At 67.6% G+C, this 23,126-nt stretch carries 20 protein-coding genes; 12 read left to right on the top strand and 8 right to left on the bottom strand.

All coding sequences use genetic code 11. The features are described from left to right. Window positions 1–37: 37 nt before the first annotated feature. The 3 genes from WT97_RS13815 to hisC all read left to right on the top strand — a co-directional run bounded on the left by WT97_RS13815 (window position 38) and on the right by hisC (window position 2,550). Window positions 38–646, top strand: coding sequence for a 50S ribosomal protein L25/general stress protein Ctc (locus WT97_RS13815; RefSeq protein ID WP_034208424.1), 609 nt, complete (start codon window positions 38–40; stop codon window positions 644–646). A gap of 119 nt (window positions 647–765) precedes the next feature. Further along, the gene (gene pth, locus WT97_RS13810) at window positions 766–1,365 is read left to right on the top strand and encodes an aminoacyl-tRNA hydrolase (protein ID WP_048246979.1); all 600 of its coding nucleotides are present in this window, start codon (window positions 766–768) and stop codon (window positions 1,363–1,365) included. A gap of 117 nt (window positions 1,366–1,482) precedes the next feature. Further along, the gene (gene hisC / locus WT97_RS13805; protein WP_060353630.1) at window positions 1,483–2,550 is read left to right on the top strand and encodes a histidinol-phosphate transaminase; all 1,068 of its coding nucleotides are present in this window, start codon (window positions 1,483–1,485) and stop codon (window positions 2,548–2,550) included. 82 nt (window positions 2,551–2,632) lie between these two features. Here the strand turns inward: hisC and WT97_RS13800 are convergent, their stop codons facing one another. The 3 genes from WT97_RS13800 to rsmD form a co-directional block, all read right to left on the bottom strand. Further along, window positions 2,633–2,899: a YfhL family 4Fe-4S dicluster ferredoxin gene (locus tag WT97_RS13800; protein ID WP_059506639.1), complete on the bottom strand. Its 267-nt coding sequence runs from the start codon at window positions 2,897–2,899 to the stop codon at window positions 2,633–2,635. Window positions 2,900–2,958: 59 nt separating this feature from the next. After that, a complete protein-coding gene (coaD, locus tag WT97_RS13795; RefSeq protein WP_027785472.1) occupies window positions 2,959–3,456 on the bottom strand; it encodes a pantetheine-phosphate adenylyltransferase in 498 nt (165 codons plus the stop codon). A gap of 111 nt (window positions 3,457–3,567) precedes the next feature. Continuing rightward, complete coding sequence (gene rsmD / locus WT97_RS13790) at window positions 3,568–4,182, bottom strand: 16S rRNA (guanine(966)-N(2))-methyltransferase RsmD (RefSeq protein WP_060353629.1); 615 nt, start codon at window positions 4,180–4,182, stop codon at window positions 3,568–3,570. Window positions 4,183–4,398: 216 nt separating this feature from the next. On the opposite strand from rsmD, the gene ftsY reads away from it, so the two are divergent. After that, window positions 4,399–5,553, top strand: a complete 1,155-nt coding sequence (ftsY, locus tag WT97_RS13785) for a signal recognition particle-docking protein FtsY (protein ID WP_059795510.1) — start codon at window positions 4,399–4,401, stop codon at window positions 5,551–5,553. A 76-nt stretch (window positions 5,554–5,629) separates the two neighbouring features. Here ftsY and maiA read toward each other — a convergent pair whose 3' ends face one another. Then, a complete protein-coding gene (gene maiA, locus WT97_RS13780; RefSeq protein WP_059795543.1) occupies window positions 5,630–6,274 on the bottom strand; it encodes a maleylacetoacetate isomerase in 645 nt (214 codons plus the stop codon). A gap of 179 nt (window positions 6,275–6,453) precedes the next feature. Between maiA and ybiB the strand changes: the two genes are divergently transcribed. Both ybiB and leuA read left to right on the top strand, forming a co-directional pair. Further along, the gene (gene ybiB / locus WT97_RS13775; protein ID WP_059506631.1) at window positions 6,454–7,428 is read left to right on the top strand and encodes a DNA-binding protein YbiB; all 975 of its coding nucleotides are present in this window, start codon (window positions 6,454–6,456) and stop codon (window positions 7,426–7,428) included. 376 nt (window positions 7,429–7,804) lie between these two features. Continuing rightward, a complete protein-coding gene (gene leuA, locus WT97_RS13770) occupies window positions 7,805–9,451 on the top strand; it encodes a 2-isopropylmalate synthase (protein ID WP_060353628.1) in 1,647 nt (548 codons plus the stop codon). Window positions 9,452–9,593: 142 nt separating this feature from the next. Here the strand turns inward: leuA and WT97_RS13765 are convergent, their stop codons facing one another. Together WT97_RS13765 and pagL are read right to left on the bottom strand one after the other, a co-directional pair. After that, window positions 9,594–9,977 carry a nuclear transport factor 2 family protein gene (locus WT97_RS13765; protein ID WP_060353627.1) on the bottom strand — a complete coding sequence of 128 codons (384 nt, stop codon included), beginning with the start codon at window positions 9,975–9,977 and terminating at the stop codon, window positions 9,594–9,596. Window positions 9,978–10,022: 45 nt separating this feature from the next. Further along, a complete protein-coding gene (gene pagL / locus WT97_RS13760) occupies window positions 10,023–10,592 on the bottom strand; it encodes a lipid A 3-O-deacylase PagL (RefSeq protein ID WP_060353626.1) in 570 nt (189 codons plus the stop codon). Window positions 10,593–10,950: 358 nt separating this feature from the next. Here pagL and rpoH point away from each other — a divergent pair, with 358 nt between their 5' ends. The 6 genes from rpoH to WT97_RS13730 all read left to right on the top strand — a co-directional run bounded on the left by rpoH (window position 10,951) and on the right by WT97_RS13730 (window position 18,507). Then, window positions 10,951–11,886, top strand: coding sequence for an RNA polymerase sigma factor RpoH (gene rpoH, locus WT97_RS13755; protein ID WP_060353625.1), 936 nt, complete (start codon window positions 10,951–10,953; stop codon window positions 11,884–11,886). 365 nt (window positions 11,887–12,251) lie between these two features. Continuing rightward, window positions 12,252–12,530 (top strand): cytochrome oxidase putative small subunit CydP, encoded by a 279-nt coding sequence (cydP, locus tag WT97_RS13750; RefSeq protein WP_059795507.1) that lies wholly within the window; start codon window positions 12,252–12,254, stop codon window positions 12,528–12,530. Next, a complete protein-coding gene (locus WT97_RS13745) occupies window positions 12,520–14,100 on the top strand; it encodes a cytochrome ubiquinol oxidase subunit I (protein ID WP_059506621.1) in 1,581 nt (526 codons plus the stop codon). Before cydP ends, WT97_RS13745 begins: the two co-directional genes overlap by 11 nt. Before the next feature lie 31 nt (window positions 14,101–14,131). Further along, entirely contained in the window at window positions 14,132–15,268 is a 1,137-nt protein-coding gene (gene cydB, locus WT97_RS13740) for a cytochrome d ubiquinol oxidase subunit II (protein WP_059506619.1), read from the top strand. A gap of 59 nt (window positions 15,269–15,327) precedes the next feature. Further along, the gene (gene cydX, locus WT97_RS13735) at window positions 15,328–15,450 is read left to right on the top strand and encodes a cytochrome bd-I oxidase subunit CydX (protein ID WP_060035688.1); all 123 of its coding nucleotides are present in this window, start codon (window positions 15,328–15,330) and stop codon (window positions 15,448–15,450) included. A 579-nt stretch (window positions 15,451–16,029) separates the two neighbouring features. Next, window positions 16,030–18,507 (top strand): family 20 glycosylhydrolase, encoded by a 2,478-nt coding sequence (locus WT97_RS13730; RefSeq protein ID WP_060353624.1) that lies wholly within the window; start codon window positions 16,030–16,032, stop codon window positions 18,505–18,507. A 160-nt stretch (window positions 18,508–18,667) separates the two neighbouring features. Here WT97_RS13730 and nagE read toward each other — a convergent pair whose 3' ends face one another. Further along, entirely contained in the window at window positions 18,668–20,431 is a 1,764-nt protein-coding gene (nagE, locus tag WT97_RS13725) for an N-acetylglucosamine-specific PTS transporter subunit IIBC (RefSeq protein ID WP_059506615.1), read from the bottom strand. A gap of 86 nt (window positions 20,432–20,517) precedes the next feature. Beyond that, entirely contained in the window at window positions 20,518–23,115 is a 2,598-nt protein-coding gene (ptsP, locus tag WT97_RS13720; RefSeq protein ID WP_060353623.1) for a phosphoenolpyruvate--protein phosphotransferase, read from the bottom strand. Window positions 23,116–23,126: the final 11 nt, after the last annotated feature.

The following is a 23,126-nucleotide window of genomic DNA, read 5'->3' as shown; positions in this document are numbered from 1 at the left end:
TTCACTGCCTGGTCGCGGGCAGCCATTGGAGAATCACATGAAAGTCGTCGCTTTCGAGCGCCAACAGCAAGGTACGGGTGCGAGCCGCCGCCTGCGCAACGCCGGTAAGACCACGGGTATCGTCTACGGTGGCGAAGCCGCCCCGCAAAAGATCGAACTCGATCACAACGCCCTGTGGCACGCCCTGAAGAAGGAAGCCTTCCACTCGTCGATCCTCGACCTCGAAGTGGCCGGCCAGTCGCAACAGGTTCTGCTGCGCGATGTGCAATACCACCCGTTCAAGCAACTGGTGCTGCACGTGGACTTCCAGCGCGTCGACGCGAAGAAGAAGCTGCACACGAAGGTGCCGCTGCACTTCCTGAACGCTGAAGTCAGCCCGGCCGTGAAGCTGTCGAGCGCAGTCGTTTCGCACGTTGCGACGGAAATCGAAGTCGAGTGCCTGCCGGCTGCCCTGCCGGAATTCCTCGAAGTCGACCTGTCGAAGATCGAAGCCGGTCAATCGCTGCACGCGAAGGACATCGCGCTGCCGAAGGGCGTCGCGCTGGTCGCGCACGTCGACGCGGAAAACCCGGTCGTCGCATCGGCAACGATCCCGGCTGGCGCCGTGTCGGACGCAGCAGACGAAGGCGAAACGCCGGCTGCCTAAGCGGCCGCTCACGCGCCCAATCGATCCGTTTCACGAAACGGTCGACGCAACCCGCCGCGGCCTGCCCGGCGGGTTTTTCTTTTTCTGCGCCCAGGCGGCAGCGCCGCCTTCGAAACGTCATGATCAAACTGATCGTCGGCCTCGGCAATCCCGGGGCGGAATACACCGCGACACGCCACAACGCCGGCTTCTGGCTGATCGACCAGCTCGCCCGCGAAGCCGGCACGACGCTGCGCGACGAGCGCCGCTTCCACGGCTTCTATGCGAAAGCGCGCCTGCACGGCGAGGAAGTCCACCTGCTCGAGCCGCAAACCTACATGAACCGTTCCGGCCAATCGGTCGTCGCGCTCGCGCAATTCTTCAAGATCCTGCCCGACCAGATCCTCGTCGCGCACGACGAACTCGACCTGCCGCCCGGCACCGTGAAGCTGAAGCTCGGCGGCGGCAGCGGCGGCCACAACGGCCTGAAGGACATCTCCGCGCACCTGTCGTCGCAGCAGTACTGGCGGCTGCGGATCGGCATCGGCCATCCGCGCGACCTGATTCCGGAAAGTGCGCGCGCCGGCGCGAAGCCCGACGTTGCGAACTTCGTGCTGAAACCGCCGCGCCGCGAGGAACAGGACGTGATCGACGCATCGATCGAGCGCGCGCTCGCCGTGATGCCGATGGTCGTCAAGGGCGAACTCGATCGCGCGACGATGCAACTGCATCGCAACTGACGGCCCGTCGCACCGGCCCGGTGCATCGGCCGTTCGGCGCAACCGGGCGGCCTCGCTCGCCCCACCGCGGCGCGCACATGCGGTACTCTCGACGTTTTGCCCGACAGGAGCCATGCGGTGAGCCGTTACTGGAGCGACGTCGTTCAGCAACTCGTGCCTTACGTGCCGGGCGAACAGCCCGCACTCGCGCATCCCGTCAAGCTGAACACCAACGAGAATCCCTATCCGCCGTCGCCGCGCGTCGTCGCGGCGATCGCGCGCGAACTCGGCGACACCGGCGACACGCTGCGCCGCTATCCGGACCCGGTCGCGCGCGCGCTGCGCGAGACGGTCGCGGCCCATCACCGCATCGCGCCCGAGCAGGTGTTCGTCGGCAACGGCTCCGACGAGGTGCTCGCGCACGCGTTCCAGGCGTTGCTCAAGCACGACCGGCCGCTACGCTTTCCCGACATCACGTACAGCTTCTATCCGACCTACGCGCGCCTGTACGGCGTCGAGACCACGGTCGTGCCGCTCGCGGACGATTTCTCGATCCGCGTCGACGACTATCTCGACGACGCCGGCGGCGTACTGTTTCCGAATCCGAATGCGCCGACCGGGCGCGCGTTGCCGCTCGCTGACGTCGAGCGGATCGCGGCCGCGAATCCGTCGTCGGTCGTCGTGATCGACGAAGCGTACGTCGATTTCGGCGCGCAGTCGGCCATCACGCTGATCGACCGTCATCCGAACCTGCTCGTCGTGCATACGACGTCGAAGGCACGCTCGCTCGCGGGCATGCGCGTCGGCTTCGCGTTCGGCGATGCGGCGCTGATCGACGCGCTGAACCGCGTGAAGGACAGCTTCAACTCGTATCCGCTCGACCGGCTCGCGCAGGTGGCCGCGCAGGCCGCCTACGAGGACACCGATTATTTCCACGCCACCTGCCGGCGCGTGATCGACAGCCGGGCGCGGCTCACGCATGCGCTCGACGCACTCGGCTTCGAGATCGTGCCGTCGGCCGCGAATTTCGTGTTCGCGCGCCATCCCGCGCACGATGCGGGCACGATCGCGGCGAAGCTGAAGGAACGGGAAATTTTCGTGCGGCACTTCCGGCTGCCGCGAATCGACCAGCACCTGCGCATCACCGTCGGCACCGATGCCGAATGCGATGCGCTCGTCGCGGCGTTGCACGAGCTGCTGGCCTGACACGAAAGAACCGGCGCCGGGCGGCGCCGATCCGAAAGCGCGACGCGCGCGAGCCCATCGAGGCGCGCGCGTCAGCGCAGGATCACGATGCGTCGTCGCCCTTGGCGGCGATCAACGCGTGATACTTCTCCATCAATTGCGCGTGCGATTCGTCATGCTGCGGATCGCGCGGAATGCATTCGACCGGACACACCTGCTGGCACTGCGGTTCGTCGAAATGGCCGACGCACTCGGTGCACTTGTTCGGGTCGATCACGTAGATCTCCGGGCCCATCGAAATCGCGCCGTTCGGGCACTCGGGCTCGCACACGTCGCAATTGATGCACTCGTCGGTAATCATCAAAGACATACTGATCTCACTTCTTCAGGCCGCCGGCCGGCTTCGCAACGAAACCGGCCGGCGCCGCGTCACGCGGCAGGGCCTCCGATCGCGGCGACCTTCTCGGTCAGCCACTTCTCGACGGACGGGAACACGAACTTGCTGACATCGCCGCCCAATTGCGCGATTTCGCGCACGATCGTTCCCGAGATGAACTGGTACTGGTCGGACGGCGTCATGAACATCGTCTCGACGTCGGGCAGCAGATAGCGGTTCATGCCCGCCATCTGGAACTCGTATTCGAAATCGGACACGGCGCGCAGCCCGCGCACGATCACGCGCGCATTGTTGACGCGGACGAAATCCTTCAGGAGGCCGGTGAAACTCATCACCTTCACGTTCGGATAATGACCGAGCACCTCGTTCGCAATCGTCAGACGTTCTTCGAGCGAGAAAAACGGCTTTTTCGCGCGGCTGTCGGCGACACCCACCACCAGCGTATCAAAAATGCTCGACGCACGCCGCACGAGGTCTTCGTGCCCGCGCGTCAGCGGATCGAACGTACCGGGATACACGGCGACTACCATGTCGCTCCTCCTGTCATCACGCAAACGGGATGGCAGCCGTGCGATGCGCACGCCGCTGCCGAGATGGGCATGCGTCGCCTTTGCGGCGCGCCGCCTCGTATGGAACGCGCATTATTCATCATTTTCGCGCCGCAGCAAATGATAGTGAACCGCACCGGCCTTGCCGTGCTTCGCCACCTGCCAGCCCGAGAGCGCGTCGTGCGCGGCCGGATCGAGTTCCGCCCCCGTTTCGACGTACAGCGCGCCGCCGGCCGCAACGAGCGGCGCCGACAACGCGATCGCGCGCTCGAACGCGGCCAGGTCGTCGAACGGCGGATCGAGGAACACGACGTCGAACGCGCCCGGCGTGAGCCCGGCCGCGAGCCGCAGCGCGTCGGCCTCGGCGATCTCGACCGAGCGGGCGCCGAGCTTGTCCCTGATCGCACGAAGCTGCTGCGCGGCGCGCGGATGGCGCTCGACCATCACGACGCTCGCCGCGCCGCGCGACGCGGCCTCGAAGCCGAGCGCGCCGGTGCCCGCGAACAGGTCGAGGCAACGCCACCCGTCGAGATCCTGGCCGAGCCAGTTGAACAGCGTCTCGCGGACGCGATCGGGGGTCGGGCGCAGGCCGTCGAGATCAAGCACCGCGAGCGGCGTGCGTTTCCAGTCGCCGCCGATGATGCGGATCGTGTGCGGCTTGCCGCGGCCAGGGGTGGCCGCCGGGCGGCCGGAAGAGGAACGGGACATACGGGATATCGACAACGGAGGGACCGGGCGCGCGCAGGGGGCGCCGCCAAACAGGCGCACGTTACCACAGCGGCGACGCGCACTGGCGCGAGCGCCACGCCGCACTGATAAAATGCACGGTTTCGGCCGCCGTGCGCCGCGCCCGCGCGAACGCAGAACGGCCCGTCCGGCGCCCCCGCCCTCGGCGGCGGCCCGCCCTCTTCCCGACGCCAGACCATGTTCAGTTTCTTCAAACGATTCAAGAAAACGCAGGAGCCCGATCCGGCGGAATCGCAATCGGCCGACGCGCAGCAAGCGGACGAAGCGTCCGACGCCGACGCGCGCGCGACGCCGCCCGCGGCCGACGTGCCGCAGGCGCCCGCGCAACCGGCCGCGCCAGCCGTCGTGATGACGGTCACGCCGACCAACGACGGCCGCGACGAAGTCGTCGAGACGGTCGAGATCGTCCCGCCGCCGCAGCAGGACGCGTCCGCGAAGAAGTCGTGGCTCGCGCGCCTGAAAACAGGTCTCGCGAAGACGGGCTCGAACATCACCGGCGTCTTCGTCAACACGAAGATCGACGAGGATCTGTACGAGGAGCTCGAAACCGCGCTGCTGATGTCCGACGCGGGCGTCGACGCGACCGAATACCTGCTCGGCGCGCTGCGCGAGAAGGTGCGCGCGGGCCGGCTGACCGATCCGCAGCAGGTGAAGAATGCACTGCGCGACCTGCTCGTCGAGTTGCTGACGCCGCTCGAGAAATCGCTGATGCTCGGCCGCGCGCAGCCGCTCGTGATGATGATCGCCGGCGTGAACGGCGCGGGCAAGACGACCAGCATCGGCAAGCTCGCGAAGCATCTGCAGAGCTTCGACCAGTCGGTGCTGCTGGCCGCCGGCGACACGTTCCGCGCGGCCGCGCGCGAACAGCTCGCGGTCTGGGGCGAACGCAACAACGTGACGGTCGTGCAGCAGGAAAGCGGCGATCCGGCCGCGGTGATCTTCGACGCGGTCAGCGCCGCGCGCGCGCGCAAGATCGACGTGATGATGGCCGACACGGCCGGCCGCCTGCCGACGCAGCTCCATCTGATGGAAGAGCTGAAGAAGGTGAAGCGCGTGATCGCGAAGGCGCACGATGGCGCGCCGCACGAAGTGCTGCTGGTGATCGACGCGAACACCGGCCAGAACGCGCTCACGCAGGTGAAGGCATTCGACGACGCGCTGGGCCTCACCGGCCTGATCGTCACGAAGCTCGACGGCACCGCGAAGGGCGGGATTCTCGCGGCGATCGCGCGGCAACGCCCGGTGCCCGTCTACTTCATCGGCGTCGGCGAGAAGGTCGAGGACCTGCAGCCGTTCAGCGCGGCGGAATTCGCGGACGCGCTGCTCGGCTGAACGCCGCCGGCTCGCGTCGCACCTCGCACAGGGCGCCTTCGGGCGCCCTTTTTCATGCGCCACGGGCGCGCCGCGCTCATTCCGCGTCGGGTTGCACGCCGGGCTCGGCGGCCTTGAACGCATCGATCGTCGCCGCATGATCGACGATCCGCTGAATCGTCGGGAAACGCGTCGTGTCGATCGAGAAGCGGTTCGCGTTGAACACCTGCGGCACGAGGCATATGTCGGCGAGCGTCGGCGTGTCGCCGAAGCACAGCGTGCCGGTGCGCGGATCGTTCGCGAGACGCGTCTCGAGCGTTTCGAAGCCGGCCTCGATCCAGTGCCGGTACCACGCGTTCTTGGCGTCCTCGGGCACCTTCAGCGTGTGCTTCAGGTACTTGAGCACGCGCAGATTGTTGAGCGGGTGGATTTCGCATGCGATCTGCAGCGCCACCGCGCGCACGTACGCGCGATCGACCGGCTGCTTCGGCAGCAGCGCGGGCTCGGGATGGGTTTCGTCGAGATATTCGATGATCGCGAGCGACTGCTGCAGCGTCGCGTCGCCATCGATCAGCGTCGGCACGACCGCATCCGGATTCAGCGCGCGGTACGCGTCCTTCAGTTGCTCGCCGCCGTCGCGCAGCATGTGCACGGGTGCGTAGTCGAACGGCAACTGCTTGAGGTTCAGGGCAATCCGCACGCGGTACGACGCGGAACTGCGGAAATAGCTGTAGAGCTTCATGGGATGTCTCTCGTAGTCGTATTCGGCCGGCAACGGCATGGGCGCGGCGCAGCCGGTGCACGCGTCGCCGGGAACCAGAGTGTAGCGCGGCGCGATGCGCGGCCGCGCCCGTGCGATACTCGGGGCATTCCTGATCGCTTGCCGCGCGGCCCGATGCCGGCCGCCCGCCCCACGCCCCGATGACCGCTCCCCACGATCCCGCCGCCGCGCCGTTCCCTTGCGCCCGCTTCATCAAGGAAATCGGCCGCGGCCCGCACGGCGCACGCGCCCTGTCCGCCGAGGACACGTTCGAGCTCTATCGCGCGATGCTCGATGCGCGCGTGTCGGATGTCGAACTCGGCGCGATCCTGATCGCCTATCGGCTGAAGGGCGAATCCGCCGACGAACTGGCCGCGATGCTCGCCGCCGCGCAGGCATCGTTCGAGCCCGTGCACGTGCAGGACGCCGCGTTCCGGCCGGTGTCGATCCCGAGCTACAACGGCGCGCGCAAACAGCCGAACCTCGTACCGCTGCTCGCGCTGCTGCTCGCGCGCGAAGGCGTGCCGGTGCTGGTGCATGGAGTGGAATGCGATCCGGGCCGCGTGACGAGCGCCGAGATTTTCTCGGCGCTGTCGCTTGCGCCGTCGACGTCGCACGATGCGATCGAGGACACGCTCGCCGAACGCCGGGTCGCGTTCGCCCCGATCGACGTGCTGGCGCCGCGCATCGCGCACCTGCTGTCGATGCGCCGCGTGCTCGGCGTGCGCAATTCGACGCATACGCTCGTGAAGATCCTGCAGCCGTTCGCGCCGGCCGGGCTGCGGCTCGTCAACTACACGCATCCGCCGTACCGCGACAGCCTCGCGCAGTTGTTCCGCGACCATCCGGACGCCGCACTGGGCGGCGCGCTGCTCGCGCGCGGCACCGAAGGCGAAGCGGTGGCCGACACGCGCCGCCAGGTGCAGGTCGACTGGCTGCACGACGGCGTGTGCGACACGCTGATCGACGCCGAGCGTTCGTCGAGCGATGCACCGCCCGTCGCCCTACCCGAGTCGCGCGATGCGGCGACCACGGCCGCGTGGACGGACGCCGTGCTGCGCGGCGAGGTGCCGGTGCCCGACACGGTGGCGCGACAGGTCGCGACGATCGTCCGGATCGCCCGCGTCGCGCGCTGAGGGCGCCGCGGCGACCCGCCCGTTTATCCCGACATTTGACACGCGAGCGCATCCTGGCATAGAGTGGCCGTCATGCGTTCCTTTCCGAACACCCTCCGAGTTACCTCCGGCCGCCTAGCGCGGCCGCTATCGCTACGACTAGCCTAAGGCTGTCGTAGCGCCGTGTGCCGTCCGCACGGTCCTCCCAGCAGTTCCTCGCAGTACCCCTCTCGTAATTTTTACAACCCGAAGTCGTCAGCATTCGTCCGTCCATCCGTCGGCCGATTCGCGAAGATCATCCGCATCCGCGGCGCCATCGCGCGCCGGATGCGAGGCAGCGCCCACCGCCGCCCTGCCGCCCGTCTTCGCTCGCGACTTGAGACCCGAGGTCCAGAAGATGATGCGCAATCCGCAAGACAAGTACCGTCCGTTCGAGCCCGTCCGCCTCAATGGCCGCCGCTGGCCCGCCCGCACCATCGAGCGCGCGCCCGTATGGATGAGCACCGACCTGCGCGACGGCAACCAGTCGCTGATCGAGCCGATGAGCATCGAGCAGAAGCTCGAGTTCTTCGAAATGCTGGTCGCCATCGGGTTCAAGGAGATCGAAGTCGGCTTTCCGTCGGCGTCGCAAACCGACTTCGATTTCGTCCGCAAGCTGATCGACGACGAGCGGATTCCCGACGACGTGACCATCGAAGTGCTCGTGCAGTCGCGCGAGGACCTGATCGCGCGCACGTTCGAGGCGCTCGAAGGCGTGCCGCGCGCGATCGTGCACCTGTACAACGCCGTCTGCCCGTCGTTCCGCCGCATCGTGTTCGGGATGTCGAAGAACGACGTGAAGGCGCTCGCGATCGACGGCACGCGCATCATCAAGGAACACGCGGCCGCGCGCCCCGATACGCAGTGGACTTTCCAGTACTCGCCGGAAACCTTCAGCATGACCGAGCTGACGTTCGCGCGCGAGATCTGCGACGCGGTCGCGCAGACGTGGCGCCCGACCCGCGACCACAAGATGATCGTCAACCTGCCGGCCACCGTCGAGGCCGCGAGCCCGAACGTGTTCGCCGACCAGATCGAATGGATGGACCGCAACCTCGCGTATCGCGACAGCATCGTGCTGTCCGTGCATCCGCACAACGATCGCGGCACCGCGGTCGCGGCGGCCGAACTCGCGCTGCTCGCGGGCGCCGACCGCATCGAAGGCTGCCTGTTCGGCAACGGCGAGCGCACCGGCAACGTCGATCTCGTCACGCTCGCGTTGAACCTCTACACGCAAGGTATCGACCCGGGCCTCGATTTCTCCGACATCGACGCCGTGCGCCGCGTCGTCGAGCGCTGCAACCAGATCCCCGTGCATCCGCGCCATCCGTACGCGGGCGACCTCGTGTTCACCGCGTTCTCGGGCTCGCACCAGGACGCGATCCGCAAGGGCTTCGCGCAGCAGCACCCCGACGCGATGTGGGAGGTGCCGTACCTGCCGATCGACCCGGCCGATCTCGGCCGCAGCTATGACGCGGTGATCCGCGTGAACAGCCAGTCCGGCAAGGGCGGCGCGACGTTCCTGCTCGAACGCGGGATGGGCTTCACGCCGACCCGCCGCGTCCAGATCGAGTTCAGCCATGCGGTGCAGACGCTCGCCGATGCGTCGGGCGAGGAAGTGACGGGCGACGCGATCTGCGCGCTGTTCGCACGCGAATTCTTCGAGACCGACGGCCCGGCCGCGCGCCACGGCAACGGCGCGCGCTGGCAGAACCGCGAGATCGCGGCGGCGCCTGCCGCCGAGGCGACGCCCGACGACGCCGTGCGGCATTTCGCCGCGGCATTTGCGGCGGCCGCCGGCGTCGCGATCGACGTCGCATCGTGCGAATACACGCACGCCGCGGACGGCCGGATCGCGGTATCGATCGGCTGCCGGGTCGGCGGCGCGCCGCTGCGGCACGGTGTCGGCGTGCACGCCGACGCGGCGAGCGCAGCGCTCGATGCGGTCGTCAGCGCGATCAACCGCTCGGCATGGCACTGCGCGGACCGCCGCGCGGCAGCCTGACCGCTAGCTTCGATGCGGGGTTGAAACGTCAGCGAGCGGTGCGTGACCGCCCGTGCGCCGCGCGATCCGCGCCGCACGAGGCAGCAAAAAGCGGCTCAAAAGGCCGCTTCGGTCGACGGATGAAAAGGAGCGCCACCCGCGCTCACGCCTCGGTCGCGCACCGCGTCGCCTGCCACGCGAACAGGGACCAGCGGCCCTGGGCGTGCGTGTGGACGGACGTATAGGCAATCGGAAAGACGAGGCCGCCGTTGTTCGTTTCCATCTCGATCAACGCGCGCCCGGTGACGACGCAGGTCTCGTCGCCGACCGGCAGTACGTCCTGCGACTGGATTTCGATCTGGCGATAGCGGCGGCGGCCGGCGACGATGGCGTCGATGAACTGCTGCTTGGTTTCGCGTTTGCCGTTGGTGTGGACGAAAAACACCTTGTCCGACAACAGCGCGTCGAGCGCCTCGCCGTCGCCGTCCACCATCGCCCGGAACCGGTCGCGCTCAAGCGCGCGGATCGCATCGACCACCTTCGCCATCGCCTGACTCCTCGGCAACGCGCCCGCCTTGCACGGGCATACGGATCAGAAGTTGTACTGCAGGTAGAACTGGTGGAAATTTATACCAGGATTCGGCTCTTTGATACCCGCGTTAGACACATGTTCGAAACGGTAGCCGACCTGATATTGTTGCCGTTGCCCGAACTGCACGCCCACGCCGCCGGTCGGCGCGAACTGGAACGCGGTCGACAGCGAGAAATTGTCCGAGATCGTCGGGTGCGTCAGAAGCCGGACGCCGCCGCCCGCCTCGATGAACGGGCGAATCTCCCCGCTACTCTTGATGAAACGGAACATCGGCGTGACGCCGAACTCGCCAATACTGCCATGGACGTTGCCGCCCGTGTGCCAGTAGCCGGCGTGCCCTTCGACGACGAACGCGAAGTGCCAGCCGCCGATTTCCCACCAGTTCCAGCCCGGATCCCACACCACGCCGATATCGGCCTTGTCGATCCCGCGACGATCCGAAAACCCACCGCCCGCCTGGATCCCCCATCGATCCGCGAAAGCCGCACCCGATCCACCCAGAAGAGATGCTGCCAGCATTGCATGCAGCACCAGCCGGCTGCGGGGCCGGCGATTCTTCTTATTGTTCATCTGACACTCCAACTTTGTGGGTTGAATGGAGCCTGCCGCAACGGCCGGGCCCGAGCGAACTGAATGGTATGGTAAAGGACTTTTCGGATCGGCATCACGAAGCGAAATAGCTTGCTTCCAAAAAGACAAAAATCGAAATCGTCTACCGATTCCCATCGAAAACAATGGCTTACGGAACTTCGTGCCACGCCCCTTGTCGGAAGATAGACTATCAACTCGACTGATTCGATAGAAAATAGGGAACTCGGATGCCCCCGCCTGCTCTAAGGAATTAGCACTCGCCTTGCGGGAGTGCTAAGATGACTTCCGGAATCTCATCCGAGACCGGGGTTTGTCCCTGATTCCAAAGGAGTTTTTAGTGAGCAACGCCCTGACCCTCCCGAACACCCTGAGCCCGACGCCGGCCAAGGCCGAATCGGCAGGCTCGCTGGCGCTCGCAGCCCACTCGATGTTGCCCGGCCAGCTCGGCAACATCGACGCGTACATCCAGGCCGTCAACCGCATTCCGCTGCTGACCGCCGAGGAGGAACGCCGGTACGCAACCGAATTCCGCGAAGACAACAACCTCGACTCGGCGCGCCGCCTCGTGCTGTCGCACCTGCGTCTCGTCGTGTCGATCGCGCGCAACTATCTCGGCTACGGCCTGCCGCACGGCGACCTGATCCAGGAAGGCAACATCGGCCTGATGAAAGCCGTGAAGCGGTTCGACCCGGCGCAAAACGTGCGCCTGGTGTCGTATGCGATTCACTGGATCAAGGCCGAGATCCACGAGTACATCCTGCGCAACTGGCGCATGGTGAAGGTCGCGACGACGAAGGCGCAGCGCAAGCTGTTCTTCAACCTGCGCAGCCACAAGAAGAGCATGCAGGCGATGACGCCCGAGGAAATCGACGGCCTCGCGCAGGAGCTCAACGTCAAGCGCGAGGAAGTGACCGAGATGGAAACGCGCCTGTCGGGCGGCGACATCGCGCTCGAAGGGCAGGTGGAGGACGGCGAGGAATCGTACGCGCCGATCGCCTACCTGGCCGACTCGCACAACGAGCCGACCGCCGTGCTCGCCGCGCGCCAGCGCGACATGCTGCAGACGGACGGCATCGCGCAGGCGCTCGACGCGCTCGACGCGCGCAGCCGCCGCATCATCGAGGCGCGCTGGCTGCACGTCGACGACGACGGCTCGGGCGGCTCGACGCTGCACGATCTCGCCGCGGAGTTCGGCGTGTCGGCGGAACGTATCCGCCAGATCGAAGCGAGCGCGATGAAAAAAATGCGCACCGCCCTCGCCGAATACGCGTAAATCCCCGACGATTCAGAGCGGTTCATCGAAAACCGCTGCCCGACCGGCAGCGGTTTTTTTCATCCGTTTTCCACTGCTTTTCATCCGCTTTTCAGCGCCTTTCGCGCTCCGCTTCTTCGCCGATTAATTGACCTGATTCATCGGGTATTACGTCATTTGCGGCGCCCTTCCGCATAACCTTGATCTGCCTCAATTTTTACCCCATGTTTCGCGACGGTCTGCCGCAGCGCAGCACTCGGCATCGGAAAGCCGTCCTTTTAAAATTGGCATGTCAGGCGCAAAAGGATTAAAACAGCTTCACGGCCGTCATAAATCCGACGTAAAGTCGCCCCCAATCCGACCTAAATCGATTCAGGATAATCGCCTTGATCTCGATCAATAAAGAGCCTGCGCCGCCGCCTTCCCGGCCGGCCGGCACGATCGGCTGGCGCGCGCGCATCGCCGCGTGGGCACGCGGGCCGACCCTCGCCCGCGACATCACCCTGGTGCTGATCGTCAAGCTGATCCTCCTGATGTCGCTCAAATACGCATTCTTCAATCATCCGCAGGCCGAACACATGTCGTTGCCGCCTGCCGCCGTGGCCGAGAAGCTGCTCTCGGTGCCGGCGCCTGCATCTACCGAGGGAGACCACCATGATAAGTAGCGAAGTCGTCGATCTGTCGCGTCTGCAGTTCGGCATCACGGCGCTCTACCACTTCCTGTTCGTGCCGCTGACGCTCGGCCTGTCCTGGCTGCTCGTCATCATGGAAGCGGTCTACGTGATGACCGGCAAACAGGTCTACAAGGACATGACCCAGTTCTGGGGCAAGCTGTTCGGGATCAACTTCGCGATGGGCGTGACGACCGGCATCACGCTCGAATTCCAGTTCGGCACGAACTGGTCGTACTACTCGCACTACGTCGGCGACATCTTCGGCGTGCCGCTCGCAGTCGAAGGCCTGATGGCGTTCTTCCTCGAATCGACGTTCGTCGGCCTGTTCTTCTTCGGCTGGAACCGCCTGTCGAAGGTCAAGCACCTGATCGTCACGTTCCTCGTCGCGCTGGGCTCGAACCTGTCGGCTCTGTGGATCCTCGTCGCGAACGGCTGGATGAACAACCCGGTCGGCGCCGAGTTCAACTACCAGACGATGCGCATGGAGCTGACGAGCCTGTTCGACGTGCTGTTCAACCCGGTCGCGCAGGTGAAGTTCGTGCATACGGTGTCGGCCGGCTACGTGACGGCCGCGATGTTCGTGCTCGGCGTGTCGTCGTGGTACCTGCTGAAGAAGCGCGACGTCGACTTCGCGCTGCGCTCGTTCGCGGTTGCGGCCGGCTTCGGCCTCGCGGCGACGCTGTGCGTGATCGTGCTCGGCGACGAATCGGGCTATACGACCGGCGAAGTGCAGAAGATGAAGCTCGCCGCGATCGAATCCGAATGGGAAACGCAGCCGGCGCCCGCCTCGTTCACGCTGATCGGCATTCCGAACCAGGAAGAACAGCGCACCGACTACGCGATCAAGATCCCGTATGCGCTCGGCCTGATCGCGACGCGCTCGATCGACGAGCCGGTGATCGGCCTGCGCGAGCTCGCGAAGCACAGCGAGGAGCACATCCAGAGCGGGATGGTCGCGTATGGCGCGCTGCAGAAGATCAAGGAAGGCGACACGAGCGACGCGACCCGCGCACTGTTCGACCAGCACAAGCAGTATCTCGGCTACGGGTTGATGCTCAAGCAGTTCACGCCGAACGTGGTCGACGCGACGCCCGAGCAGATCAAGGCCGCCGCGCAGAAGACGATCCCGCCGGTCGCGCCCGTGTTCTTCTCGTTCCGGATCATGGTGTTCCTCGGCTTCCTGTTCCTCGCGACCTTCGCCGCCGCGTTCTGGTTCTGCGCGCGCCGCGAACTGCTGCAGGACAACCGCCGCTGGTTCCTCCGCTACGCGGTGTGGGCGATCCCGCTGCCGTGGCTCGCCGCGGAATTCGGCTGGGTCGTCGCCGAACTCGGCCGCCAGCCGTGGACCATCGCCGGCATCCTGCCGACGCACCTGTCCGCGTCGAGCCTGCAGCCGAGCGACCTGTACCTGAGCCTCGCCGGTTTCATCGCGTTCTACACCGCGCTGTTCGTCATCGAGATCAAGCTGATGTTCAAGTACGCGCGCCTCGGCCCGTCGTCGCTGCATACCGGCCGCTATCACCACGAACTCGCCGCAGCCGGCGAGCGGGCCGCAGTCTGAGCACGCCCTCGCAACCGAACAAGGAATCGCTATGGACTATGCAACTCTCAAGCTGATCTGGTGGCTGCTCGTCGGCGTGCTGCTGATCGGCTTTGCCGTCACCGACGGCTTCGACATGGGCGCGACCGCGCTGCTGCCGTTCCTCGGCAAGACCGACGAGGAGCGCCGCATCATCATCAACACCGTCGGCGCGACGTGGGAGGGCAACCAGGTGTGGCTGATCACGGCCGGCGGCGCGATGTTCGCCGCGTGGCCGCTCGTCTACGCGGCGTCGTTCTCCGGCTTCTACTTCGCGATGCTGCTGGTGTTGTTCGCGCTGTTCTTCCGGCCGGTGGGCTTCGACTACCGCAGCAAGCGGCCCGACCCGCGCTGGCGCGCGGGCTGGGACTGGGGCCTGTTCGTCGGCGGCTTCGTGCCGGCGCTGGTGTTCGGCGTCGCGTTCGGCAACCTGCTGCAGGGCGTGCCGTTCAAGTTCGACAGCGACCTGCGCGTGACCTACTACGGCGGCTTCTGGGCGCTGCTGAACCCGTTCGCGCTGCTGTGCGGGCTCGTCAGCCTCACGATGCTCGTCGCGCACGGCGCCGCGTTCATCAAGATGAAGACCGACGGCGCGATCGCGCGCCGCGCGTCGATCGCGCTGCGCGTCGCGTCGTTCCTCGCGGTCGTGCTGTTCGTGCTGGCCGGCGTGCTGGTGGCGTCTTACATCGGCGGCTTCCACATCACCCACGCCGCGCCGACCGACACCGTCGCGAACCCGCTGCTCAAGGACGTCGCCGCCGGTTCGGGCCTCTGGCTCGCGAACTACGGCGAATATCCGTGGATGATCGCGGCGCCCGTCGTCGGCATCGCCGGCGGCGTGCTCGCGCTGCTGCTCGCCGGCTCGAAGCAGGAGAAGACGGCGTTCTTCTGCACGGGCCTGATGATCGTCGGCGTGATCCTGACCGCGGGCTTCTCGATGTTCCCGTTCATCATGCCGTCGTCGCTCGACCCGCGCAGCAGCCTGACCGTGTGGGATTCGACGTCGAGCCACATGACGCTGCAGGTGATGCTGTTCGCTGTGATCGTGTTCCTGCCGATCATCCTGCTCTACACGAGCTGGGTGTATCGCGTGATGCGCGGCAAGGTCACGCACCAGACGCTCGAAGAGAACAAGCACTCGATGTATTGATGCATTGAACCGGGCGGGGCGCACGCGCCCTCGTCCACCGTTTCGCAAGGAGTCGAATCATGTGGTATTTCAGCTGGATTCTCGGTATCGGCGTCGCGCTGTCGTTCGGCATCGTCAACGCGATGTGGCTCGAAGCGCGGCAGAAGCCGCAGGAAGCGCCGATGCGCGCGCGCCGCGACTGACGGCATCGACGCGCGATACGCGCGCGGCCGAGCGCGCGCGCCGCCGCCGTCAGGAAAGGAAAGAACCTCGCTTCGCGCGAGGTTTTTTTTCGTCCCGGCCGCGCGGGCAGGTGCCGTACGTCGATGCCAATTTAGCGCCAGATTGATACCACTTGAATACCAATAAAAGGTTTCATAAGATCGTTGGACACGGCCGCTAACAGGCCGATTCCTTCCGGGTGGGGGAGACATGCGAATTCCATATATGGCGTGCGCCTGCGCGCCGTGTCGACGTCCGTGTGCGAGAGCGCGCGCCGTCGTCGCGACCGTGCGCGGCCGGACGAATGCCGCCGGCTGCCGCCGCCCCGCCGGCGTGGCGATTGCCAACTGCCGCCGATGAATCCGCGCCCGCCGCCGCGCCGGTCCGACCGGCACGCATGCCCGCCACCCGTTCCGTAACGCACGCTTCCGCGTGCCGAATGCGCGCGGGGCACCCGCATCGCCCCGCGCGCTGGTATCGCCCGCAGCTCCACTGAAAGACCCGCTCGCAGCGACGTCGCGTCACGACGCCGCTACGCCCCCTTTTTCTCAGGAGTTCGAATGAAACCTACCTTACCCTCCCTCATTGCCGGTCTGCTGATCGCGGTGCTGTCGCCGGCCGCGATCTCGGCGGCGTCGACGCCGGCGTCGGCCGCCGCCGGCGCGAGCGCCGGCGCCGCCCAGGCGGCCGGTCTCGCGGCGCTGCTGTCGGACGGCCTCGCGTTGCGCGTGGCCGTCGACAACAACCACGCGGCCGCGGCCGGCGTGCCGTGCGCCGATCTCGGCGCCGACGGCGCCGCCTGCGCGACGGGCCGCCTGATCCTGCAGAACCGCGGCCACCGGGCGATCGCCGACGGCGGCTGGAAGCTCTACCTGCACAGCATCCGCCGCCTGCTGCGGATCGATCGTCCGGGCTTCGCGCTGCGGCGGCTCACCGGCGACCTGTACGAACTGACGCCGCAGCCGGGCTCGGTGCGGCTCGCGCCCGGCGAGCGCATCGAGCTGCCGTTCGTCGCCGAATACTGGCTGCTGCGTTACAGCGACGTGATTCCGCGCCCCTATGTCGTCGTCGACGGCGCGCCGCCGGCCGTGCTGCGCTACGACGACACCGACAACGAACTGCGCTACGTCGAATCGCTGCCGGCCGACGCGCAGAACAACTCGACCGGCAACGCGCCGCCGGTGGCCGCCCGCCCCGATCCGGGCCGCGCGCTGCCGAGCGTGAAGCGCGAACAGCCGCTGCCCGGCACGCTCGATCTGCGCGGCGTCGAACTCTCGCTGCCGGACCTGCCGGACGCCCAGGTCGCGGCGCTGCGCGAGCGCGCGACGACCCTCGGGCTCGACGGCGCGCGCGTGCCGGTTCGCGGCGCACTCGCGCCGCGCCGGCTGCCGGCCGACCTCGCGACACCGGGCGGCTACCGGCTCGCGATCGGGCCGCGCGGCGTGCTGATCGAAGGCTACGATCGCGCGGGCCTCTACTACGGCGTGCAGACGCTCTTCTCGCTCGCGCCGGCCGGCGGCGGCCTGATCCCGGCGATGCTCGTCGAGGACGCGCCGCGCTTCACGCATCGCGGCATGCACGTCGATCTCGCGCGCAATTTCAAGCATCCGGCGACGCTGCGCCGTCTGATCGACCAGATGAGCGCGTACAAGCTCAACCGCCTGCACCTGCATCTGTCCGACGACGAAGGCTGGCGCATCGAGATTCCCGGCCTGCCCGAGCTGACCGAGATCGGCGCACGCCGCTGCCACGACCCGAGCGAGACGCGCTGCCTGCTGCCGCAGCTCGGCTCCGGCCCCGACAACCGCTCCGGCGGCGGCTACCTGACGCGCGACGACTACGTGGCGCTCGTGCGCTACGCGGCCGCGCGCTTCGTGCAGATCATCCCCGAGATCGACATGCCCGCGCATGCACGGGCGGCCGTCGTGACGATGGAGGCGCGCTACCGGCGGCTGCATGCGGCCGGCCGCGAGCAGGAGGCGAACGCGTATCGGCTGCTCGACCCGCAGGACACGACGAACCTGACGACGGTGCAGTTCTACGACCGGCGCAGCGACCTGAACCCGTGCGTGCCGGGCGCGCTCAACTTCGCGTCGAAGGTGATCCGCGAGATCGCGGCGATGCACGCGGACGCGCAGGCGCCGCTGCAAACCTGGCACTACGGCGGCGACGAAGCGAAGAACATCTTCCTCGGCGGCGGCTTCCAGCCGCTGAACGGCACCGATCCGAACAAGGGGCGCATCGATCTGGCCGCGCAGGACAAGCCGTGGGCGCGGTCGCCCGCGTGCACGGCGCTGCTCCAGCGCGGCGAGATCAAGTCGATCGACGAGCTGCCGACGCGTTTCGCGAAACAGGTGAGCGCGGCGGTCAACGCGAACGGGATCGGCACGATGGCCGCGTGGCAGGACGGCATCAAGCATGCGAACGGGCCGCAGGATTTCAGCACGCGCCACGTGATGGTGTCGCTGTGGGACACGATCTTCTGGGGTGCGTCGGACAGCGCGCGCGACCTGAGCGGCAAGGGCTACCTGACGGTGCTCGCGCTGCCCGACTATCTGTACTTCGACTTCCCGTACACGCTCAATCCGCGCGAGCGCGGCTACTACTGGGGCTCGCACGCAACCGACGAGTACAAGGTGTTCTCGTTCGCGCCGGAGAACCTGCCGCAGAACGCCGAAGTGATGGGCGACCGTGACGGCAACCCGTTCGAGGTGACGGGCACGGGGGCCGCGCCGCGCATCGAAGGCATGCAGGGCCAGGCGTGGGGCGAAGTGATGCGCAACGATACCTTCCTCGAATACATGGCCTATCCGCGGCTGCTCGCGCTCGCGGAGCGCGCGTGGCACCGGGCCGACTGGGAGCTGCCGTATGTGGCCGGCGTGCGCTTCAAGCGCGGCGACACGCACCATGTCGACATCGCCGCGCTGCAGCGCGACTGGGCCGGCTTCGCGACGCTGCTCACGCAACGCGAATTGCCGAAGCTCGACCGCGCCGGCGTCGGCTACCGGAAGCCGACCTTCGCGCTGACGAATCCGTGAACGGCTGAAGGCATCCGGTGAGGCGCGATGCGGGCAAACGCATCGCGCATCGCCCGCCCCAAAAAGAAAAAACGGCTTGCGACGCGTACGTCGCAAGCCGTTTTCTTTTGACCGCCTGCCCGAGTCCGCCGCGCGGATCGATCAGGCCGGCTTCACCGCATCACGCCGGTTGTGCGGCCGTGCCGCCGCCCGACGGCGGCAGGCGCGCGCCGAGCTGTTCGGCATAGCGCGCCGCCGCGTTGCCGCAGACGATGTGGAACGTGTCGAGCGACACCCATGCAACGTCGAGCGTGCCGAGACGCTCGCGATCGACCGCCGACGGATCGCGCACGACCACACGCAGGCGCGTGGCGGCCACCACCTCGAGCGACGCGACGTTGGTCGCCCCGCCGAACACCGCGAGCCAGCGGGCCGGCTCCGGATCGAGCGGCCCGGCGGCCGCGCCCGTGACGGGCTGCGCGGCAGCGCCGGTTGCCGCCGATGCGGCACCGGCCGCGCCGCCGCCGATCGCGGCACGCATCTCGTCGGCGATGATGTCGGCCTCGGGCCCGATGATCACCTGCACGCTGTTGCCGCCGCGCTTGAGCACGCCGCGTGCGCCGATCGACTTCAGTTCCGGCTCCGATACCTTCTCCGGATCGACGACGGTCAGGCGCAGGCGCGTCGTGCACGCATCGACGACCGACAGGTTGGCCGCCCCGCCGAGCGCGGCGATGTAGCGTTGCGCGCGCGGTGCGGCAGCCGTTGCAGCCACGCCCGGCGCGACGAAGCCGCCCGAAGCGTACGATTGCGCGGCTGCGTCGGTCGATGCCGGCTCACGGCCCGGCGTGGCCATGTTGAACTTGCGGATGAAAAAGCGGAACAGTCCGTAGTACGCGGCGCCATACGCGATGCCGAGCGGAATCGCGATCCAGCCCTTCGTCGACAGCCCGTAGTTCAGCACGTAGTCGATCGCGCCGGCCGAGAACGTGAAGCCGAGCTTCACGCCGAGGATCTGGCAGATCGCGAGCGACAACCCCGTCAGCACCGCGTGGATCACGTACAGCACCGGCGCGAGGAACATGAAGCTGAACTCGATCGGCTCGGTCACGCCGGTCAGGAACGACGTCAACGCCATCGAGAACAGCAGGCCGCCCACCATCGCGCGGCGCTCCTTCGGCGCTTCGTGCAGCATCGCCAGACACGCCGCCGGCAGGCCGAACATCATGATCGGGAAGAAGCCGGCCATGAAGGTGCCCGCGGTCGGGTCGCCCGCGAAGAAGCGGTGCAGGTCGCCGTGCACGATCTCGCCGCCGGCGGGCGGCGTGAAGTTGCCGAACACGAACCACGCGAGCGAGTTGATGATGTGGTGCAGGCCGGTGACGAGCAGCAGACGGTTCAGGAAGCCGAACACGAACGCACCGATCGCGCCCGCCGTCGTCAGCCACTGGCCGGCCGCATCGATCGCATGCTGGATCGGCTGCCACACGTACCCGAACGCGATGCCCAATATCACGCAGACCAGCCCCGTGATGATCGGCACGAACCGCTTGCCGCCGAAGAACGCGAGGTAGTCCGGCAGCTTGATGTCCTTGTAGCGGTTGTACAGCAGGCCCGCGACGACACCCGCGATGATCCCGGACAGCACGCCCATGTTCAGCTTGGGATCGATGTCCTTCATGATCGCGGTTTCGATCAGGTAACCGATCGCGCCCGCAAGCGCCGCCACGCCGTTGTTGTCCTTCGCGAAGCCGACCGCCACGCCGATCGCGAACAGCAACGGCAGGTTGTCGAAGATCGCGCCGCCGGCGTCGGCGATCATCTTGATGTTGAACACATCCGGCTGGCCGAGCCGCAGCAGGATGCCGGCGACCGGCAATACCGCGATCGGCAGCATCAGCGCCCGACCCAGGCCCTGTATCTTCAGAAACGGGTTCCCGTCCATTCAGTCCTCCAATCCATGTCTCGTCATTAAGCGTCGTTGACCTAATTGCTTTCGTAGTAAAACGGGTCGCGCGCCCCCCGTCGACGTCAGTCGAGCGGCCAGACCTCGCGGCTTGCTGCCCTTACCGCCTGTGCCGAATCGAGCGCGAGCAGATCCTGCGCGCGCTGACGGCACAACTGGTAATCGAGACGGCGCACACGCGCCTTGATGCCCGGCACCGACACCGGGTCGACCGACAGTTCGGTCACGCCGAGGCCCACCAGGACCGGCACCGCGAGCGGATCGCCGCCGAGCGCACCGCACACGCCGACCCACTTGCCGTGCTTTGCCGCGCCGCGCACCGCGATGTCGATCAGGCGCAGCACGGCCGGATGCAGGCCGTCGGACTGCGCGGCCAGGTCGGCCTGGCAGCGGTCCATCGCGAGCGTGTACTGGGTCAGGTCGTTGGTGCCGATCGACAGGAAATCCGCGTGCTGCGCGAGCTGGTCGGCCAGCAGCGCGGCCGACGGCACCTCGATCATCACGCCGACCTCGATCGGCTCGGTACGGCCCTGCGCGCGCGCGAATTCGTCGATGCGCTTTCTCAACCGCACGAGTTCGCCCGCGTCGGTCACCATCGGCAGCAGGATGCGCACCGCGCCGAACGGCTTCACCGCGAGCAGGCCCTGCAATTGATCGTCGAGCAGATCGGGGCGCACCTGCGCGAGACGGATGCCGCGCAGGCCGAGCGCCGGGTTCGGTTCGGGCGGCAGCGTCAGGTAGTCGACTTCCTTGTCCGCGCCGACGTCGAGCGTGCGGATGATCGCCGTGCGGCCCTGCAGCGCGTCGACGATCGACTGGTAGCTCTGCCGGTGTTCGACCGCCGTCGGCGCGGCCTGGCGATGGATGAACATCAGCTCGGTGCGCAGCAGGCCGACCGCGTCCGCGCCGTTGTCGACCGCGGTGTTCGCGTCGTCGAGCGTCGCGATGTTCGCGGCGACTTCGATCTCGCGGCCGTCGACCGTCGCGGCCACCTCGCCGGCCTGTTGCCGGTTCGCCTCGCGCACGCCGTCCAGGCGCTGGCGCTCGTGCCGCGCGCGCTCGACGTCGAGCGCGGTCGGCGCGTGTTCGAGCCGGCCCGCGCTCGCATCGACGACGACCTGCGTGCCGTCCGGAATCGCGTACAGCGCGTCGCCGACCGCCACCAGCGCCGGGATGCCGAGCTGCCGCGCGATGATCGCCGCGTGCGACGTCGCGCCGCCGCGCGCCATCACGAGCGCGGTCACGCGCTCGCGATCGAGCGACGACAGGTCGGAGGGCGTGAACTCGTCGGCCGCGAGCACGGCCTCGTCGGGCAGCGCACGCGCGGCGCCGTTCGTGTGGCCGAGCGCGCGCAGCACGCGTTTCTCGATGTCGCGCAGGTCGGCCGCGCGTTCGGCGAGCAGCGCGTCGTCGAGCTTCGACAGCGTGTCGATCTGCGTGCGGATCGTCGCGCGCCATGCGAAGCCCGCGCCCTTGCCGAGGCTGATCAGGTCGCGCGCCGCGTCGAGCAGCGTCGGGTCCTCGAGCAGCACGCGATGCACCGCGAAGATGCCCGCTTCGCCGACCGCGCCGCGCGCCGAGGCGTTGCGCACCGTTTCGCCGAGTTCGGCGTCGACCGCCTTCAGGGCCTGATCGAGCCGGCGGCTTTCCGCGGCTGGCGTGCCGGTCGCCTGTTCGGGCGGCACGATGTCCGCATCGTCGAGACGCACCAGCGTGCCGACCGCGATGCCGGGCGACGCGCATACGCCGGCGAGCGTGTTCGGATCGATGGGCGCGCCATCGCGCGGTGCGCCGGTGTGGCGTGCGACCGTCTGCGGCGCGGGCGATTTCAGCCGCGCCGGCTGTTCCTCCACTTCGCCGTGCGCTTCGCGCAGCAGTTCGTGCTCGACCGCATCGACGGCCTGTTGCGCGTGCGCGCCGCGGCCGACCAGTTCGACCGTCGCGCCTTCGCCGGCGCCGAGGCCGAGCAGGCCGACGACGCTCGCGATCGACGCCTTGCGGCCGTCGAACAGCACATCGACGGTCGCGTCGAACCCGCGCACGGCTTCACGCGCCCGTGCGGCCGGCCGCGCATGCAGGCCGCCCGGCTGCGCGAGCACGATCTCGCGGCGCACTTCGTTGTGCGCGGCAGCACCAGCCTGCGCCGCCTGCGCGGCGGCGTCGCCCTTGCCGCGCAGCGCGAGCAACGGCGTCTCGCCGGCGGTCGCGAAACCGCTCGCGCGATCGACGACCTCGAACGCGTCGGAATTCGCGATCGCGATCACCGACACGAGCGAATGCGCGTGGCGCGCCACCGCGTCTTGGTCGAACTCGATCAACAGCGCACCCGCTTCGACGCGCGCGCCGGCTTCGACATGCGCGATGAAGCCCTGCCCGTTCAGCTCGACGGTGTCGATGCCGATGTGCAGCAGCACTTCCGCGCCTTGCGGCGTCGTGATCGTCACCGCGTGGCCGGTGCGCGCCAAATGCGACACGACGCCTGCGCACGGCGCGACGAGCCGGCCCGCGAGCGGGTCGACGCCGATGCCGTCGCCGAACATCCCGCCGGAGAACACCGGATCGGGCACGTCGGCCAATGCGACGATCGGCCCCGTCAACGGGCTGAGCAGAACGATCTGATCGTGGGTGGGGCTCTTCAACTGGGATTCCTCGGCGCGTCTCATCGGCTTTCTCG

The organism is Burkholderia sp. MSMB1459WGS (assembly GCF_001534535.1).
GTDB lineage: Bacteria > Pseudomonadota > Gammaproteobacteria > Burkholderiales > Burkholderiaceae > Burkholderia.
This window is presented reverse-complemented; position numbering and strand designations above follow the sequence as displayed.

Coding starts and splice junctions, on each gene's coding strand:
- ptsP (WP_060353623.1), bottom strand. CDS start 23,115: ATGAGACGCGCCGAGGAATCCCAGTTGAAGAGCCCCACCCACGATCAG.
- coaD (WP_027785472.1), bottom strand. CDS start 3,456: ATGGTAGTCGCCGTGTATCCCGGTACGTTCGATCCGCTGACGCGCGGG.
- cydB (WP_059506619.1), top strand. CDS start 14,132: ATGGACTATGCAACTCTCAAGCTGATCTGGTGGCTGCTCGTCGGCGTG.
- pth (WP_048246979.1), top strand. CDS start 766: ATGATCAAACTGATCGTCGGCCTCGGCAATCCCGGGGCGGAATACACC.
- WT97_RS13765 (WP_060353627.1), bottom strand. CDS start 9,977: ATGGCGAAGGTGGTCGATGCGATCCGCGCGCTTGAGCGCGACCGGTTC.
- maiA (WP_059795543.1), bottom strand. CDS start 6,274: ATGAAGCTCTACAGCTATTTCCGCAGTTCCGCGTCGTACCGCGTGCGG.
- WT97_RS13730 (WP_060353624.1), top strand. CDS start 16,030: ATGAAACCTACCTTACCCTCCCTCATTGCCGGTCTGCTGATCGCGGTG.
- WT97_RS13815 (WP_034208424.1), top strand. CDS start 38: ATGAAAGTCGTCGCTTTCGAGCGCCAACAGCAAGGTACGGGTGCGAGC.
- ftsY (WP_059795510.1), top strand. CDS start 4,399: ATGTTCAGTTTCTTCAAACGATTCAAGAAAACGCAGGAGCCCGATCCG.
- ybiB (WP_059506631.1), top strand. CDS start 6,454: ATGACCGCTCCCCACGATCCCGCCGCCGCGCCGTTCCCTTGCGCCCGC.
- WT97_RS13745 (WP_059506621.1), top strand. CDS start 12,520: ATGATAAGTAGCGAAGTCGTCGATCTGTCGCGTCTGCAGTTCGGCATC.
- pagL (WP_060353626.1), bottom strand. CDS start 10,592: ATGAACAATAAGAAGAATCGCCGGCCCCGCAGCCGGCTGGTGCTGCAT.
- leuA (WP_060353628.1), top strand. CDS start 7,805: ATGATGCGCAATCCGCAAGACAAGTACCGTCCGTTCGAGCCCGTCCGC.
- rsmD (WP_060353629.1), bottom strand. CDS start 4,182: ATGTCCCGTTCCTCTTCCGGCCGCCCGGCGGCCACCCCTGGCCGCGGC.
- WT97_RS13800 (WP_059506639.1), bottom strand. CDS start 2,899: ATGTCTTTGATGATTACCGACGAGTGCATCAATTGCGACGTGTGCGAG.
- cydX (WP_060035688.1), top strand. CDS start 15,328: ATGTGGTATTTCAGCTGGATTCTCGGTATCGGCGTCGCGCTGTCGTTC.
- nagE (WP_059506615.1), bottom strand. CDS start 20,431: ATGGACGGGAACCCGTTTCTGAAGATACAGGGCCTGGGTCGGGCGCTG.